19 protein-coding genes are annotated in these 16261 nt (G+C 63.9%); 9 read left to right on the forward strand and 10 right to left on the reverse strand.

The genetic code is table 11. The features are described 5' to 3' along the window. Positions 1 to 12 precede the first annotated feature (12 nt). Positions 13 to 1488 carry an MFS transporter gene (locus ACFI9K_RS01190; RefSeq protein WP_371828803.1) on the reverse strand — a complete coding sequence of 492 codons (1476 nt, stop codon included), beginning with the start codon at positions 1486 to 1488 and terminating at the stop codon, positions 13 to 15. Positions 1489 to 1692: 204 nt separating this feature from the next. Here ACFI9K_RS01190 and ACFI9K_RS01195 point away from each other — a divergent pair, with 204 nt between their 5' ends. Further along, positions 1693 to 2397, forward strand: coding sequence for a TetR/AcrR family transcriptional regulator (locus ACFI9K_RS01195; protein ID WP_037147412.1), 705 nt, complete (start codon positions 1693 to 1695; stop codon positions 2395 to 2397). A 38-nt stretch (positions 2398 to 2435) separates the two neighbouring features. Here the strand turns inward: ACFI9K_RS01195 and ACFI9K_RS01200 are convergent, their stop codons facing one another. Continuing rightward, complete coding sequence (locus ACFI9K_RS01200) at positions 2436 to 3290, reverse strand: hypothetical protein (protein ID WP_462661821.1); 855 nt, start codon at positions 3288 to 3290, stop codon at positions 2436 to 2438. A 172-nt stretch (positions 3291 to 3462) separates the two neighbouring features. Here ACFI9K_RS01200 and ACFI9K_RS01205 point away from each other — a divergent pair, with 172 nt between their 5' ends. The 5 genes from ACFI9K_RS01205 to ACFI9K_RS01225 are packed head-to-tail and all read left to right on the forward strand — an operon-like array spanning position 3463 to position 6865. Next, positions 3463 to 4686, forward strand: a complete 1224-nt coding sequence (locus ACFI9K_RS01205; protein WP_462661822.1) for an alkane 1-monooxygenase — start codon at positions 3463 to 3465, stop codon at positions 4684 to 4686. After that, positions 4686 to 4850 (forward strand): rubredoxin, encoded by a 165-nt coding sequence (locus tag ACFI9K_RS01210; RefSeq protein ID WP_462661823.1) that lies wholly within the window; start codon positions 4686 to 4688, stop codon positions 4848 to 4850. Before ACFI9K_RS01205 ends, ACFI9K_RS01210 begins: the two co-directional genes overlap by 1 nt. Further along, positions 4847 to 5020 carry a rubredoxin gene (locus ACFI9K_RS01215; RefSeq protein ID WP_462661824.1) on the forward strand — a complete coding sequence of 58 codons (174 nt, stop codon included), beginning with the start codon at positions 4847 to 4849 and terminating at the stop codon, positions 5018 to 5020. The genes ACFI9K_RS01210 and ACFI9K_RS01215 overlap by 4 nt, the downstream gene beginning before the upstream one ends. Next, entirely contained in the window at positions 5017 to 6231 is a 1215-nt protein-coding gene (locus ACFI9K_RS01220) for an NAD(P)/FAD-dependent oxidoreductase (protein WP_462661825.1), read from the forward strand. Before ACFI9K_RS01215 ends, ACFI9K_RS01220 begins: the two co-directional genes overlap by 4 nt. Positions 6232 to 6241: 10 nt before the next feature. Further along, on the forward strand, positions 6242 to 6865 hold the full coding sequence (locus tag ACFI9K_RS01225; RefSeq protein ID WP_462661826.1) for a TetR family transcriptional regulator: 624 nt from the start codon (positions 6242 to 6244) through the stop codon (positions 6863 to 6865). 102 nt (positions 6866 to 6967) lie between these two features. Here ACFI9K_RS01225 and ACFI9K_RS01230 read toward each other — a convergent pair whose 3' ends face one another. From ACFI9K_RS01230 to ACFI9K_RS01250, 5 genes are all read right to left on the reverse strand, one after another. After that, positions 6968 to 7861 (reverse strand): intradiol ring-cleavage dioxygenase, encoded by an 894-nt coding sequence (locus tag ACFI9K_RS01230; protein ID WP_462661827.1) that lies wholly within the window; start codon positions 7859 to 7861, stop codon positions 6968 to 6970. An 8-nt stretch (positions 7862 to 7869) separates the two neighbouring features. Continuing rightward, complete coding sequence (locus ACFI9K_RS01235; RefSeq protein ID WP_462661828.1) at positions 7870 to 8946, reverse strand: maleylacetate reductase; 1077 nt, start codon at positions 8944 to 8946, stop codon at positions 7870 to 7872. Further along, positions 8943 to 10730, reverse strand: a complete 1788-nt coding sequence (locus tag ACFI9K_RS01240) for an FAD-dependent oxidoreductase (RefSeq protein WP_462661829.1) — start codon at positions 10728 to 10730, stop codon at positions 8943 to 8945. Before ACFI9K_RS01240 ends, ACFI9K_RS01235 begins: the two co-directional genes overlap by 4 nt. A gap of 130 nt (positions 10731 to 10860) precedes the next feature. Next, positions 10861 to 11805, reverse strand: coding sequence for a helix-turn-helix domain-containing protein (locus tag ACFI9K_RS01245; RefSeq protein WP_462661830.1), 945 nt, complete (start codon positions 11803 to 11805; stop codon positions 10861 to 10863). Between the two features lie 128 nt (positions 11806 to 11933). Continuing rightward, positions 11934 to 12059 carry a hypothetical protein gene (locus tag ACFI9K_RS01250; RefSeq protein WP_462661831.1) on the reverse strand — a complete coding sequence of 42 codons (126 nt, stop codon included), beginning with the start codon at positions 12057 to 12059 and terminating at the stop codon, positions 11934 to 11936. A gap of 61 nt (positions 12060 to 12120) precedes the next feature. On the opposite strand from ACFI9K_RS01250, the gene ACFI9K_RS01255 reads away from it, so the two are divergent. After that, positions 12121 to 13584, forward strand: coding sequence for an aminotransferase-like domain-containing protein (locus ACFI9K_RS01255; protein ID WP_462661832.1), 1464 nt, complete (start codon positions 12121 to 12123; stop codon positions 13582 to 13584). A gap of 21 nt (positions 13585 to 13605) precedes the next feature. Here the strand turns inward: ACFI9K_RS01255 and ACFI9K_RS01260 are convergent, their stop codons facing one another. Together ACFI9K_RS01260 and ACFI9K_RS01265 are read right to left on the reverse strand one after the other, a co-directional pair. Beyond that, positions 13606 to 14055 carry a YdeI/OmpD-associated family protein gene (locus tag ACFI9K_RS01260; protein ID WP_462661833.1) on the reverse strand — a complete coding sequence of 150 codons (450 nt, stop codon included), beginning with the start codon at positions 14053 to 14055 and terminating at the stop codon, positions 13606 to 13608. Positions 14056 to 14166: 111 nt separating this feature from the next. Further along, on the reverse strand, positions 14167 to 14631 hold the full coding sequence (locus tag ACFI9K_RS01265) for an SRPBCC family protein (protein WP_462661834.1): 465 nt from the start codon (positions 14629 to 14631) through the stop codon (positions 14167 to 14169). A 98-nt stretch (positions 14632 to 14729) separates the two neighbouring features. Between ACFI9K_RS01265 and ACFI9K_RS01270 the strand changes: the two genes are divergently transcribed. Together ACFI9K_RS01270 and ACFI9K_RS01275 are read left to right on the forward strand one after the other, a co-directional pair. Beyond that, positions 14730 to 15338 carry a ClpP family protease gene (locus tag ACFI9K_RS01270; RefSeq protein ID WP_462661835.1) on the forward strand — a complete coding sequence of 203 codons (609 nt, stop codon included), beginning with the start codon at positions 14730 to 14732 and terminating at the stop codon, positions 15336 to 15338. Next, a complete protein-coding gene (locus tag ACFI9K_RS01275; RefSeq protein ID WP_462661836.1) occupies positions 15335 to 15961 on the forward strand; it encodes a ClpP family protease in 627 nt (208 codons plus the stop codon). The genes ACFI9K_RS01270 and ACFI9K_RS01275 overlap by 4 nt, the downstream gene beginning before the upstream one ends. Here ACFI9K_RS01275 and ACFI9K_RS01280 read toward each other — a convergent pair. Then, positions 15919 to 16221: a helix-turn-helix domain-containing protein gene (locus ACFI9K_RS01280; protein WP_032376144.1), complete on the reverse strand. Its 303-nt coding sequence runs from the start codon at positions 16219 to 16221 to the stop codon at positions 15919 to 15921. The two genes, ACFI9K_RS01275 and ACFI9K_RS01280, sit on opposite strands and share 43 nt — an antisense overlap. Between the last annotated feature and the right edge of the window lie 40 nt (positions 16222 to 16261).

The raw sequence follows: 16261 nt of genomic DNA on the forward strand, positions 1-16261 counted from the left end.
CCTGGCCGACCTTCACCGACGTCCATCACCCGCGGTGGCTGTCGTACGGCTGCGTCTACCTGGCGCAAAGACGGCGAGGACGAGTGCCCCAGCGGCGGTCAGCGCCGCCAACGACAGCGTCGCCTGACCACTTCCGTGTACGAATGCGGCTCTGGCGAACTCGGCCAGCGGCTGACCAGCTGGTCCTGCGCGGTCGGCGACCTGTAACGCGGCGGCCAGAGAATCGGCCACCGGACCACGGGCAGGCTCGGGTAGCTGGGGCAGAGCCGGCTGAATGTGCTGAACGTAACCGGCCGCGAGCACGCTACCGGCTACCGCAATCCCAATCGCGGCACCGATTTCGCGAGCTGCGTCGTTGACCGCGGCAGCCACCCCGTGCTTGGCCTCAGGAGTGTCCGAGACGATGGCGAAAGTCGCAGGGGCGGTACACAACCCCAAACCCGCGCTCATGATGAGCAAGGGCCACAGCAGGTCAGGGTAAGTCGCCGCGACGGTCAGTCTGCTCACCATCACCAGTCCCGCCGCGATGGTGAGCAGACCTACAGTGGTCATCACCCGCAGCCCAACAATGTTCGACAGCCAGGGTGCAATCACCGAGATCACGATGAGCGGCACGACCATAGGGGTCAACGCCAACGCGGCGGTGAGCGGTCCATAACCGAGAATCAACTGCAGATACTGCACCAACAGCAAGAACACCCCGAAGGTCACCAGAAATTGGATACAGACCGACAGTGCGCCGGCACCGAAACCACGGCGGGCGAACAACCGGACATCGAGTAGGGGTGCCGAGGAACGTAGTTCTACGACGACGAACACCACAACCGCGAACAAGCCCACCGCAGTGCTGATGGCGACGAGCGAATCCGACCAGCCACGGGCCGGAACCTCGATCACAGCGAAGACGATCGCCCCGACCGCGACCACTACGGTCACCGCGCCCACCCAATCGACCGGTGGATGCTCCTGTTGGCGGGACTCCGCGATACTGCATGCCAACCCGGCCAGAACCGCTCCGGCGACGGTCAACCCGACGAACACCGAGGTCCACGACCACTGCTCGAGCAGCACACCAGCCCCGAGGATGCCCAGGACAGCCCCGGATCCAGCAACCCCGGCCCACACACCTACAGCGCGACCGCGATGCGCCGGTGGAAATCCCGCGGTCAGTATCGACAGCGTCGAGGGCATGACCAGCGCCGCACCCGCCCCAGCCAACGCGCGAGCAGCGATCAGCCACGCCGGGTCGGCGAGAAACAAGGGCAATGCCGACGCGAAAGCGAACAACGCCAACCCCGCCACGAGCACCCCGCGGCGACCGTACCGGTCACCGATCGCACCGGCAGGCAGAACGAAGCACGCCAATACCAGCGTATAACCGTCGACTATCCAGGTCAGTTGAGCTTGCGTCGCCTCTGTCGCGACCGCGATCTGTGGCAACGCTGAATACAATGCCGCCATTGCGGCCACCACCAACGCGACCGCCATGCACGACACAATCAACATCCACCACTGGGCACCGCTCCATCGAGCGACGCTGGCAGAGTCGGATCTACGTTCGTTCAACGGCCAGCCTCCCAGTTCGAGACTGATCGTCTCGGTACGAGACTATTAGTATCATAACTTTGCGGGTGTGACAGAATGGTCAAGCGAGGACATGTTTTGTCAGTCAAAATGGAGCGGAGCCCGTTCATGGTCGACCCTCTCGTTGCAGCCGAGGGCCCGGCCGACCCCCGGCTGGCGCGCTCACGTAACCGGTTACTCGAAGCGGCGGGCCAGCTGCTGTCCACCGGCGGTGTCGAGGCGGTCACCGTGGAGGCGGTCACCCGCATGTCGAAGGTTGCACGTGCCACTCTGTACCGCCACTTCGGAAGTACCACTGACCTGCTCGCTGCAACCTTCGAGCGACTACTACCCCCAGTCGACACCGATATCGATACCGGTCCGCTACGCGAACGTCTGATTTCGGTGCTCACCACCCAAGCCGACCTCATCGACCAAGCTCCGGTGCAAATGACCACGCTGGCGTGGCTGGCAATGGGACCCGTCAACAGCGGCGACGCCAGCCGGCGCGATCTCGATCCTGGCGCGGTGGTCTCGCTTCGGGCCCGTGTCATAGAGCAATACCGCAGGTCCCTGGATCAGATCCTGACGGCCCCTGACGCCCGCACTGTGCTCGGCGAGATCGACACCACCTTCGCCCTCATTCAGCTCCTCGGACCGATAGTTTTCGCTCGCCTCACAGGACTGCGCCACATCCACGCCGACGACTGCATCCAAATCGTCGACAACTTTCTCGCCGCCCATGCCGCAAGTGTCCGATCGAGCACTTCGCGCGACAACAGCCGTCCACGGCCGGCCGCGACGCTAGACCCGCAGCTCACCGACGGCCAATAAAACTTGATGCGAAATTTCACCATCGATGCGCTATCCAGTCAGGGATCGCAGCGCTCACTGGATACGGCCGGACGTGTGCTCGAGAACTTGGAGTTGCACTGCAGTGCACTTCGGACATCGTGCAGCCGTCTTCTGAAACTGACACCGCCGGTTCCCCTCGATTCCGCGAGAGTTTGAAAGGCCATGAAGTAGGTACGAGGGCCGTCCGCCCCGAGCATCGCCGGGAGCACCTTGGCCGCTATGTCGGTGTTGGTAAGCAGAGTCGTCAGCTCGTGCGTCTGATCTTGTAGCCCCAGCCGAGCGTCGGCGACCTGCGCGATGAACTCGGGATCCTCGACTGCCTGAGCCTTCTCGTCCAGAACCCTTGCTGCGTCGGCGGCGCGGGACAGAGCCGGCGAGGCCTCGCGCAGAGCAACGATGTCGATGCTGCCGTCCGGCGCGCGTAGCCGACCGGGATCCAGCGTGGCACCCACTTGAACCGACGGGGTCAGAACCTCGACGGTCAGCCCGTCGACGACATCGGTGATCTGGGCGACGACGTCCAGCGGTTGCCCTAGGTACGGAATTGCTGTTGCGGCCTGCCAGATAACCGAATCGGTGGCAGCCTTCGCCTGGCCCGAGGCACGCACCGCGCCGTCGACGGAGGTCTCGGCCTTCTGCACGTCCCCCGTCAACAGTGCACTCTTCGCTGTCTGAGCGTAATCACGGGCTTGATTCAGGGAGGTGTACGCAGTGTTGGCCGTGTACGCCAGCCACGCGCCGAGGCCGAGTGCGATGACTACCAGTAGCCCGAAGCCGAGCAGAATGCGTCTACTCACCCTTCTGCCGGAGCGTTCACGCCTGCTCTTGCCGGGAGCGTTGCCGCCGTCCGGGTGATCGTTGTCGTAGCTCATGGCCGTCTTGCCGTCCCCTCGTCGCGGCCAACAGTACAAACGACTCCCCTTCACCGCGACACGACCGACGACTGCGGCCGACATGTGTACAAATATCGGTATTTGTACAACGGAATGACAAATTAGGTGTATTGTCCAAACCACAGTGATCGGACTTACACGAGGAGTGACGATGACCGCATCGAACGTCGACGATCAGGCACGGACGCCGGTCGACGGGTGGCACGACCGCAAGCGATATCTCTGGCTCATGGGCCTGATTCCGCCGACTGCGGTGTTCCTGGCAACCGGCTTGGTGTGGGCCTTCAACCAGCTCGGCTGGAACGCCGTATCACCGGTCTGGTGGTGGATCGGCGCACTGCTCGTCTACGGATTGCTCCCGATTCTCGACCGGTTCTTCGGTCCCGACGGAGACAATCCACCCGACGAGGCGATGAAGGCGCTCGAGGAAGACAAGTACTACCGCTACTGCACGTACGCCTACATCCCGTTCCAACTCGCGAGCCTGGTGTTCGCCTGCTATCTCTGGTCCGCCGACAACCTTTCGTGGCTCGGCATCGACGGCGGTCTGGGACTGCTCTCGAAGCTCGGCCTGGCCATCAGCATCGGCGTCATGGGCGGCGTCGGCATCAACACCGCGCACGAACTCGGGCACAAGAAGGACGACCTCGAGCGTTGGCTGTCGAAAATCACACTGGCACAGACGTTCTACGGTCACTTCTACATCGAGCACAATCGCGGCCACCACGTTCGCGTCGCCACTCCCGAGGATCCGGCGAGCTCGAAGTTCGGTGAGAGCTTCTGGGCCTTCCTCCCCCGCAGCGTGTGGGGCAGCCTGAAGTCGTCCTGGGAGCTCGAGAAGACTCGCATGGAGCGACTGGGCAAGAGCACGTGGAGTATTCACAACGATGTGCTCAACGCCTGGCTGATGTCCGTCGTCCTCTATGGCGTCCTCGTCGCCGTCTTCGGCCCGATCGTGCTGCCGTTCCTGATCGTTCAGGCGATCTACGGTTTCTCACTGCTCGAGACGGTCAACTACCTCGAGCACTACGGCTTGCAGCGCCAGAAGAAGGACAACGGCCGCTACGAACGATGCACCCCCGAGCACAGCTGGAATTCCGATCACATCGTGACCAATATCTTTCTGTATCACCTTCAGCGACACAGTGATCACCATGCCAACCCCACGCGTCGCTACCAGACTCTGCGCAGCATGGACGGTGCACCGAACTTGCCGAGCGGATACGCGAGCATGATTTCGCTGGCCTACTTCCCGCCCGTGTGGCGCAAGGTGATGGACCACCGCGTTCTCGATCACTACGACGGCGACATCACTCGCGTCAACATTGCACCGTCCAAGCGGAAGAAGATCCTCGCCGCATACGGAGCCAAGTGATGGCCGCCTACGAGTGTCCGGTCTGCGAGTTCGTCTACGACGAAGCCGCAGGCGCACCGCGAGAGGGCTTTCCGGCCGGAACTCCGTGGTCCGAGGTACCCGACGAGTGGCCGTGTCCCGACTGCGGCGTCCGCGAGAAAATCGACTTCAGGAGTAAGGCATGAAGCTCTACCGCTGCGTTCAGTGTGGATTCGAGTACGACGAAGAATTGGGCTGGCCCGAGGACAGTATCGAACCGGGCACGCGCTGGGACGATATTCCCGACGACTGGTCCTGCCCCGATTGTGGCGCTGCCAAGGCCGATTTCGAGATGGTCGAGGTCGAACGCGGGTGAGTACTCGGCCACCCGGCAACGTCGTGATCGTCGGCACCGGCGCCACCGGATACACCGCCGCCAAAGTGCTACGCGCCGAGGGCTTCACCGGGGCCATCACGCTCGTCGGTAGCGAACAGGAGGCCACCTACCGTCGTCCGGCTGTGTCCAAGGAGCTGCTGCTGGGTAACAAGTCGGTCGATCAGGTTCGGCTGGGTGCAGCCATCGACGGGGTCGATGTTCGCACCGGCGTCACGACTACTGCCGTCACCGATTCCGAGGTGCACCTGGACGAGGGTGATCCGGTGCCGTACGACACGCTGTTGCTCGCCACGGGTTCTCGCGCACGGCAACTCGACATTCCGGGTTCAGCCCACGTGTTCACGCTTCGCAGTGCCGCCGACGTCGCCCCGCTGCGTGCCGACATTCTCCGCACGGGATCGCTGTTGGTGATCGGCGGCGGCTTGATCGGATGCGAGGCGGCAGCGGCGGCCCGGTCACTCGGCGCCGAGGTCACGGTGTTGGAGGCGGCAGCGGCTCCGCTGAACAGGATTGCACCGCCAGCAATTTCGCAGATGTATCGAGACCTACATGCCGACAACGGCATAACGATGCACACCGACGTCGCCGTCACCGGCCTGGAGAAGCTGGCAGACGGCACGGTTCGCGCCACCGCCTCGGACGGTCGTTCCTGGTCTGCGGGCACCGTGTTGGCGTCCGTCGGCTCGGTCGCCAACGTCGAGCTCGCTGCGGACATGGGCCTCGAGATCGGCTCCGGAATTCTGGTCGATGCCGGCATGCGCACGTCGAGACCGAACGTCTACGCCGCAGGCGACGTCGCCGAGGTTCCCAACTCCGTTCTGGGTGGTACGTATCGCAGTGAGCACTGGAACGGTGCCGTCGATCAGGCGACCCGAGCGGCGCGGGCAATCCTCGGTCTCGACGTCGGCGATCTCGATGTTCCGTGGGGGTGGTCGACGCAGCACGGCGTCAACTTGCAATTCGCGGGCTGGACCAGTGTGAACGACGAGTACGTCGTGGTTCGTGGCTCCATCGACAGCCGACGGTTCACGGCCTGTGCCGTGCGCGACGACCGGCTCGTCGGAGCGATCGGGGTGGGGTATCCCAAGGACATCCGGCAGATTCGCTCTCTCATCGCGGCCGCAGAGCCAGTCGATCGAGACCTGCTCGGAGAGGATTGGCTGGACAGGCCGCATGCGGTCGTTCGATAGAGTCGTGTTCATGCCCGCCGCCGAACAGACGTCGCCTCCCGGTCGCTACCGTGAAGCAGCGTCCACTCTTGCGCGCGATGTAGCTCTCGATGCGCTGCGCGAGTTGTTGCAGGAGCGCAATTGGCGCAACGTGACGATGAGCCATATCGCCAAGGCCGCCGGGTTGAGTAGGCAGAGTCTGTACAACGAGTTCGGTTCGCGGCGCGGTGTCGCTCAGGGCTACGCCATCAGGTTGACGGACGTGTTCGTCGCGATGTGCGAAACGGCCCTGTACCAACACGAGAACGACGCGTCTGCCGCTCTGCGCCAAGGCTTTTCGTCGTTCTTCGAGCTCAGTGGTCTGGATCCACTCGTCCGGTCTCTGCACAGCGGCGACGCTCCGGAGGATTTGTTGCGCCTCATCACCACCGACAGCGAGGTGTTGATCGACCGTGCAGGTGAGCGCCTGGCGGAAACATTCCAGCGTGGGTGGGTGGGCGCAAGCCCACGACAGGCCGATGTCATCAGCAAGTCCATCGTGCGCCTCGCCCTGAGCTACATCCCCGAGCCTCCCGGTGACTTCGCCTCTGCCGCCGACGACCTCGCGCTACTGCTGAGCCCGTTCATCGATTCGATCACCGGCGGCCGAACCTGAGTGTTCACGATCGCACTCGATTGACGGGAAACCGCGCATCACGTCGATAGTGAACACTCCGGTCCGCGAACACCCACCGCAGAACCGTCCGGACCGGCGGTCTCAGGCGTCGGCGGGGACGAGCACGATGTCGAAATCGGCTCGCGCCCATGCGGCATCGCCCACGTCTCGGCCGTCCGGCGTCGGGGTGCCCGCCGGTTGCTCCACGAAATCCTTGATCAACGAATCCTTGACACCGAACACCGTGTCACTGTTCAGCAGTTCGTCACCGCTGACGAAGATGTGGGTCACCAACGTGCGCTTCCCCGGTGCCGTCACCATGAAGTGCAGGTGCGATGCCCGCATCGGTGAGCGACCGGTCGCCGCAAGCATCCGTCCGACCGGCCCGTCGTGCGGAATGGGATACGGAGTGGGAGTCAGTGCCCAGAATCGATAGCGCCCGTCGTCGTCGCTGTAGAGATGCGCTCGACCTCCGACGCGTGCGTCGTCGTACTGAACGTCGTAGAACCCGTCCTCATCGGCCTCCCACACCTCGAGCCGGGCACCGGGAATCGGGTTACCGTCGGTGTCTCGCACCGTTCCTTCGACCCAACACGGCTGTCCTGCAGCACCTCCCGATGCGTCGCCGCCGTTCTCGATACGCGGTGCATCGTCGACGAAGAACGGGCCGAACACCGTTGCTTCGGTGGCGCCTTTGTGGGCCGGATTGTTGACGTTGATCGTCTGCATCGACGCGCCGAGCACGTCGGACAACAGGATGAACTCCTGGCGACGATCGTCGGTGATGTGCCCGACCTCGGTCAGAAACGCAATAGCGGTGTTCCACTCGTCCTCGGTCAAGCGCACGTCCCGAATGAACCCGTGCAGATGCCGCACCAGCGACGTCATCACCTGTTTCAACCGCGGATCGGTGCAGTCACCGAACGAGTCGATGACGTTGTCCACCAATCGTTCTTCGACAGCAGTCTGGGCTTCGGTCGCGGTCTCGTCGGTCATGCTCTCGCTCACTGTTCGCTCTCGGTCGGTCGGTCGCCGGCCCATGCTGCTCGAAGAATTGTGGTAACCGCCTCGCGGGTGACGGGGCGGGGGTTTCCGTACGATCGGCTGGTTGCTTCCTCGGCGATCCGGTCGATGTCGCTCTCGGCCATGCCCAGTTCGGCCAGGGATCGGGGTGCGCCGAGGGTTCGACACAGGTCCCACAGCCGTCGGGCCGGGTCTTCTGTTCCGGGCAGTGCCCGTGAGAGAGCGGCCACCGCAGCCGGCGCGTGCGACTGGTTGAAGGCCAGCACGTGCGGTAGCACCACTGTATGGGTCGGTGCGTGCGGCAGATTCAGTGTTCCGCCCAATGCATGACACAGCTTGTGGTGCAACGACATCGTCGTCGCACCGAGCGTCGCACCGCACAGCCAGGCTCCGTACAGGGCATCGCTACGCCCCTGCGAGTCGGACGGATCGGCGACGATCGCGGGCAACGCCGATGCGAGTTGCCGTACTCCGTCCTCCGCCATCAGGGCGACGATCGGACTGATGTCGGGGGCGTACAACGCTTCCACCGCATGTGCGACGGCGTTGATGCCGCTGGTCACCGACAGCCCTACCGGAAGGTCGGTCGTCAGGTCGGGGTCGTAGAGGACGGTGCGCGGCAATACCGCTGTGTCACGGCCGGTTTCCTTGCGCCCGTCGGTCGTCATACCCCACACCGGCGTCATCTCGGATCCCGCGTAGGTGGTGGGCACGGCCACGATGGGCAGGCGATGTTTCAGTGCGATGGCCTTACCCAGTCCGATTGCCGATCCACCGCCGACGGTCACACAGCCGTCGGCCCCCAGCTCGACGGCCTCCGCGCTGGCTCGGGCGGCGAGGTTGGCTGGAACGTGCATCACGGCATCGGACCGTATTCCGACGCAACGATCGCCGAGGATGGAGGCCACTCGGTCTGCGACACTCTGCTGACTCGGCGAGCACAGCACCAACACTCGGCGCAGTCCGAGGTGATCGAGTTCGTCGGCCACGCTCTGCAGAGAATTCGAGCCGAATCGCACCCGCATCGGGTTGGCCTCGTAGGTGAAGTCTCCGGTCATCGAGACAGCACCGCGGTCAGGGCCTCGCGAAGTGCACCCGCGGGGTCACCGACGAGTTCGTCTGCTCGCCAACAGATGTGCTTGTCGGGACGTACGAGCAATGCACCACTTTCGGACACCTCGCGTAGCCGCGCCCAGTCGAAGTAGAGATCGGTCACCTCGCGACCCGGTCCGATGACGACGGTCTCGAGCGGTACCCCGAGTTCGTGGGCGATCTTGTCCGCGGCCGACTCCCACTCCGATCCGGCAACTCCGGTCACGAGTGTGAAGCGTTCGTAAGGAGCGAGATCGAGCATGGCGCGCTTGTTCAGATGATCGCCCACCCACGCATGGGGTAGGTGAGATCCCGGCAGGGTCGACACCTGGTAGTACAGGTCGCGATCTTGTTCCGGGTCGGGCAACGCACCGTCGGACACGATGGCCGAGGATGTGTAGAACTGGCCCAGTTCCACACCGTGCGCGTTGAATTCGTAGTTCTTCGTCTCCATCGCGGCGGCCAAGGCTGCTCGCTTGGCAGCGCCGGCGGGTGTGTTGGCCTTGCGCTCTTCTATCCGTTCGACCATCTCCGCCTCGGTCTTCGCGTCGGTGACGCCCAGAGCGTCGAACAGGCCGGCGAATTCACGACTGGAACGATTGGCTCGTTCGACGATTCGCTTGGCCACCGGGGCACGTTCGGCAGTGTAGGTATCGAGCAGCGACTCTCCGGCATGGCCTTTCAGTACCGCGGCGAGCTTCCAGGCCAGATTGTAGGAGTCCTGGATCGAGGTGTTGGATCCCAGACCGTTGCTCGGCGGATGCCGATGGATCGCGTCACCGGCACAGAACACGCGCCCCTTCTGCAGATGCGTGGCGTGAGCTTCGTTGTTGCCCCACAACGACGTTCCGGTGATGTCCACCTCGAGTTCCGGCATACCGAGCAGGTTTCTGACGATCGCGATGGCGGCAGCCTCGTCCACCACCGGTGGCGGCTCCGAGATGTCGAATCCCCAGACGACGAGCCACTCGTTCCAGGGCCGCACCATCCGCACCAATCCGGCACCGATGCCGCCCACATTCGAGCCCGGCTGAATCACCCAGTACAACACCGACGGTCGATGCCCGACGTACTCGGCGATGTCGGCCTTGAACGTGATGTTCATCGACCCGGCGATGTCCATCGCACCCTCGAACGGCAGGTCGATGTCCGCTGCGACCTTCGAGCGAGCTCCGTCGGCACCGATGAGGTACTTGGCTCGAATCGTGTACTCGTGTCCGGTCAGCCGATCCATCACCGACACACTCACACCCGCGTCGTCCTGCACGTGGGAGAGGTATTCGGTCGAGAACTGGGTCTGCGTTCCTCGCATCGTCGCGTTCTTCACCAGGATCGGCTCGAGGTAGGTCTGCGGGATGTCGACGGTCAGGCACGGAGACGCGAGCTGATAGTCCGCCTCTCGGTCCGCACCGGTTCCCCACGTACGGATTCGGCCGATCTCCTCGCCCGCGATGGACGTGCAGAAGACCGTGTCGCCGACGAGCTCGTGCGCGGTGGCGTCGGCGAGTACCTGCTCGGCGATTCCCACGTCGCGAAAGATCTCCATCGTCCGTTGGTTGGTGATGTGTGCGCGTGGAGTGTTGGCCGTCCACCGGTACTTGGTGATCATGATGTTGGGGATGTCGAGGGTGGACAGCAGCAGTGCCGCCGATCCGCCCGCCGGGCCCGATCCGACGATGAGTACGTCGGTCTCCACCACCGAGGAATCGGGCAGAGCAGTTGCTTTCTGACCGTCGTCGAACACCGGCATCGGATCACCCTTCGTCGTGCCCGACTCTTTCCTCGGGCCCTACGACAGAGTGTCCTGCATCACGTACCGAGATTTCCCGAATGCCGGCGAGGTCGGCGCAAATCGACAGAGATGGCCGATTTCGTCGGCTTCACCCAGCTGACCTCGTGATCACGGCATCGCGTCGAACATCGGATGCACGATGCCCGAATCTGGCCACGAACGAACGTGAGAAGTACGTCGCGGACGTGAAGCCACACGACAGGGCGATGTCCGCGATGGTCACCGACGCGTCGAACGGGCCGGTGAGCTGAGCGTGGGCTCGCTCGAGCCGACGTTCGAGGATGTACTTCGGCACGCTGGTGGCGTCGTCGGCGAACACCCGGGACAGGTGCCGGGCACTGATCCCCACTGCACGTGCCACCTGGGCGGCGGACAGCGACGCGTCGGACAGTCGTTGTTCGATGAACGCGCGCGCTGCCGCTCGATGCGCCGAGTTCAGATTCGCGCGAGCACCGGTGGTCAGCACCGAGACGAGTTCGAGGATCGCGCGTTCGTCCGGTGGCGTCGGGTCGCGTCGACTGGTGGCGCGCCCTACCTGGCGAGCGAGCGCGGCGGCGTGCACGTTGCCGCTCGGCGAGAAGTCGAACACCGTGGGTTCCGCGGGCGCTGCTCCGGATACGTCTGCGAAGAGCGACCGCGGCAGCTTCACCACCAGCTCCTCGAGTCCGTGCGAGAAGCCACGCATGAACGCTCGGTCCGCGTCGAATATCAGTCCCTGACCCGGGCCGAGGGTGCGAACACCGTCCGCGGAGTAGAAGAACGCATCGCCGACGAGGCTGAAGTACATCATCACCGAGTCCGACGGCTGCTGCCTGATCAGCTGGGCGTCGCGCTCGACCACGTGCGAGGTTCCGATCACCCGCGCCAAGTCGACCGAATCGAGTCGAAGATTGGTGCCCGTCGCCTCGAGTTGCTCGACCTCCAACATGCGGCACCGCAGCCCGATCAGCAGGTCCGCGTTGTGCCCCTCCCACCGCTCGATCCGTTCCTCGAGCGGTAGATCGAGAGTGGAGAACTCGACGGGATCGGACATGCGCTCGATTGTCCTCCGCATACGCCGGTCACGTGTGCCGATTGCGGCCGAGGGTGGTGTGCTCAGTGTCCACAATTCGAAGGCTGAGGCGGAATCCCGTCGTTGGAGACGAATAGTGGGCGGTGAGGTCAGTCGGCGTCGATACGACTCCGCGGCGGACCAGCCGGGGAGCTTCTTCCACCCTCGCGCAGTGCCACCAGGGTCCATCCCGCTCCGGCCAGAGACAATGCCAATACAGCTCCAATTGTGATCATAGGACAACAATGGACTGGTTTCGCTGCAAATAGATCAGTCCAGTGTGCAACAGTGGACTGCATGGACTCGTTCGACGCCACCGCAATCTCGGCCTCGGAGTTGGCGGCACGCATCGGCCCGTCGACGCTGCGTAACAGATCCGGGGGGCCGCTTTACCTCGAGATCGCCGACAAGTTGCGGCAGTTGATCGAGAACGGCGAGGTGTCGGCTCAGACACGGCTACCCGCCGAGCGGGCACTCTCGATCAGTTTGGACGTCAGTCGGGTCACGGTGGCCTCGGCCTATCGACACCTTCGGGAAGGTGGCTGGATCAGCGCCCAACGCGGCTCGGGCACATACGTTTCCGCGACGGGGTCGATGCCGGCCTGGAGTTCCCTGGCCGGCGACCGTGACAGTGCGACACTGGAATTGGTCAACGCATCGCCGTCGGCATCTCCGCTGCTGGCAGACGCATACAGGACCGCACTCGAAAGGATTCAGGGCAGCTTCGCATCCGGCGGCTACGCCCCACTCGGGCTGCTCGAGCTCCGTGAATCGATCGCCGCCTACTACCGGGGGCGCGGAGTGTCGACAACAGCCGAGAACATCCTCGTCACCTCGGGTGCCACCGACGCCATCCATGCGGTGTTGGCGACATTCACCGAGCCGGGTGCCCGCGTGTTGGTCGAGCACCCGACGTATCCGGGTGTCGTCGAACTCGTCCACTCCCTCGGCGGCCGATGTATCCCGGTGCCCATCGACCCGGACGACACTCAGGAGTTCGTGTCGGCCGCAGACCGGGCCGCACGTCAGAGCGCACCGACCCTGGCGTACTTTATGCCCGACTTCTCCAATCCGTCGGGAGCTCGATTACCGCTGGGCACCCGCCGACAACTGTCCGCCACCATGCACCGCCACGCAGTACTGACCGTCGTCGACGAGGTAGCCGCGGACCTGTCTCTCGACCGGTCCCCCGACATCGAACCCTTCGGGGCGGCAACCCCCGACATTGCGACAGTGACGATCGGGTCGACGAGCAAGACAGTGTGGGGTGGTCTGCGAGTCGGGTGGGTTCGCGCCGAAGTAGGGCTTCTCGCCAGAATCACCGCAACCTACGCCCGACGCCAACTTTCGGTATCGATTCTCGATCAGCTCACTGCGATCGAATTGATGAGAAACTACGACGAGGTGCGACGGATACGCGCTCAGGTGTCGAGAATCGCCCGCGATCACACCGTGGCCATGGTGCGAAAGCTATTGCCTGATTGGCACTTTCGCGTTCCGGACGGCGGGCTGGCATTGTGGTGTTCCCTCCCTGACGGTCTTCGATCGAGTGCACTCGTCGCCGAAGCCCAGTCTCACGGCTTGCTGCTGGCACCCGGCCTACGATTCGGCACGGGATATGCGTTCGACGACCGACAACGCATTCCCTTCACTCGTTCACTTCCCGACATCACCTCGGCTGTAGACATTCTCGCGCGCTTGTCTGCGGCGGACAGGTCGACGGAGGTCGTCGCATCGAACAGACCCGCGACAGTGGTGTGAGCGGCGCGGCCGGATAGTACGTCAGCGCCGAAGAGCCTCCACGATGGCCATGATGCGCCGCTCCCGGGTGTCGTCCCGTTTCGCGTCGGCGACCGATCGAGCGTGTTCTTTCCTCTTCGACGGGGACAGTGAGTCGAATGCTGCGCGAACCCCAGGCTCGGCGTCCAATGCGGTGGCGAGCTCGGCCGGAAGCTCGACGGTGCGCGGTTCGGCATCGAGTTCGATGGTCACGTCAACGGTATCGCCGGCCTCGACGCCGAGTGTGGCGCGAACGCTCTTGTTGAGCCCGAGCAGGTTCTCCCCGCCCATGCGTCCGATGCGTCCGGCCACCGTCTGCCCACCGATCGTGAACCGGACCGGCGGAGTCTTGGTGGAACCGAAGGACGCGACCTGCTCATCAGTGAGCACTATCGCTGCCGCTGGGCCGCGAGACTCGAGAACCGTGGTCAGCTGAAGAACCGTCGACGTCATGGGCACAGAATAGGTGCGACGGCGGGGCTGGGTGTCCACAATTCGCGTCGGCAGGCGGTATCCCGCTTTGGAGCGCGAATAGTGGACACTCAGCACACCTCGCGACGCCGATCAGGCCTCGAATTCCACGATTCGTTTGATGGCAGCAAGCGTCCTGGGGATGCCGTCGAGTGCGGCCTGACTCCTCGTGTCGATTTGCTCCTGCGCGGAGTCTCCGAATTTGCTGTGAAACATTGCGATTCCGTCGGGCAGGAAGTTCCAGTTCTCGGTAAGGCGGGTGCCGCCGTCCACGGATTCGAGGGTGTATCCCCAGCGCACGAAGTTGTTGCCGACGACCCAGGCGAATTCTCGACCCGGCTCGGCCACCGCGACGGTCGACACTGTTTCCCAGGTGCGGTCGGGAGTGACGTTGCGCCCGGTGAACGTAGATCCGACGCCACCGTCGGGCTCGTTCCACCAGCATTCCTGGCAGATCGGGCTCCACTCACCTGTTCGGGTGACGTCGGATACGACGGCGTACACGTCCTCCGGTGATGCAGTGACGACGACGGAATCGGAGAATTCGAGTGTGGTCATGCCTCCATTGTCCCTCGAGTGCCGCGCAGCTCTGAGCAGAGTCGCTGCCCACAGCAGAACAGCTGGTGCGCAATGGAATTCGAGTTCACACTCGAATCATGAGCGAATCGCCTCGAATGTTCCCACCCGAACTGCGCACCCAACTCCTACGGCATCGAGTCCTGGTGCTCGACGGCCCCCTCGACGACGACAACGGCACCGTACTCACCACCCATCTGTTGACGTTGGCCGCGGAGAACTCCTCGGCCGACATCGCCCTGTGGATCCACTCTCCGGGCGGATCGGTTCCCGCAATGCTCGCCATCCGGGACGTGATGCGGCTCGTGCCCTGCGACGTTTCGACCCTGGCTCTCGGGTTGGCCTGCAGCGCCGGTCAATTCCTACTGTCGTCCGGCACGCGAGGAAAGCGATATGCCCTGCCACATTCGCGGATCCTGATGCATCAGGGCTCGTCAGGCATCGGCGGTTCTGCCGTCGAAGTGGAGGTGCAGGCCAACGATCTGCGGCACACCCGAGATACGGTCCTCGGCCTCATTGCCGATGACACCGGGCAAAGCCGCGAGCAGATCTTCGACGACTCCCTGCACGATCGCTGGTTCACCGCGGAGGCCGCCCGTGAGTACGGGTTCGTCGACGCGATAGTCGACTCGTTCGATCAGGTCATGCCTGCGCGACGGGTGTCCTTCGGAATGGAGATGGCCCGATGAGTTCGTACACGATTCCCAATGTCGTCACGCGAGATTCGCGCGGTGAACGCGTCGTCGACGTCTATTCGCACTTGTTGAGTGAGCGCATCGTCTACCTCGGTACCGGGATCGACGCAGGTGTCGCGAACGCGATGATTGCGCAACTTCTGCACTTGGAGGCCGACTCCCCCGATCAGGAAATCTCCATGTACATCAACTGCGAGGGCGGCGATACTGCGGCCATGCTGGCGATCTACGACACGATGCAGTTCATCGGATCACCGGTTGCCACAACGTGTGTGGGGCAGGCAGTGGCGGCCGGGGCGGTGCTGCTCGCTGCAGGTGCACCCGGCCGGCGTTCGGCGTTGACGCACAGCCGAGTGGTGCTGCATCAGCCGGCGGCACAGGGACGCGGCACCATTCCGGATCTCATTCTCGCTGCGGACGAGATCGTCAGGGTCCGCGCCGAGATGGAGATGATTCTGGCGAAACACACGGGACGAGACGCGGTGAAAATTCGGCACGACACCGACCGCGACCTCGTGTTGACCGCTCCGTCGGCGCTCCGATACGGCCTGGTCGATCAGGTTCTCGAGGGACGTCAGGCAGCCATCAACGTCGCATCGCCGCGCGACAGGTCGTGATGCGCGAGGCGTGAGATGTCCGCCATGGACGTGCCCAGTGCCCCGACGACGGCCGCAAGGATCTCGCTCGACGGGTCCTTGCGGCCCCGTTCGACTTCCGACAAGTATTGCGGCGCAATACCTGCGCGGGCAGCGGTCTCGGCCAGGGTGTCGCCGCGGGCGTGTCTGCGCTCGCGCAACCTCCGGCCGACCACCTCTCGCCACAACGGCTCCACTGCGCGCGCTGCTCGGCGCTCATCGATTCTTATGACCTCGCCCATGATCGGAGCCTAGGCCTCGATTTCGCGAGGTGTCGGAGAT

The sequence above is a fragment of the Rhodococcus sp. PSi06 genome (assembly GCF_054960675.1).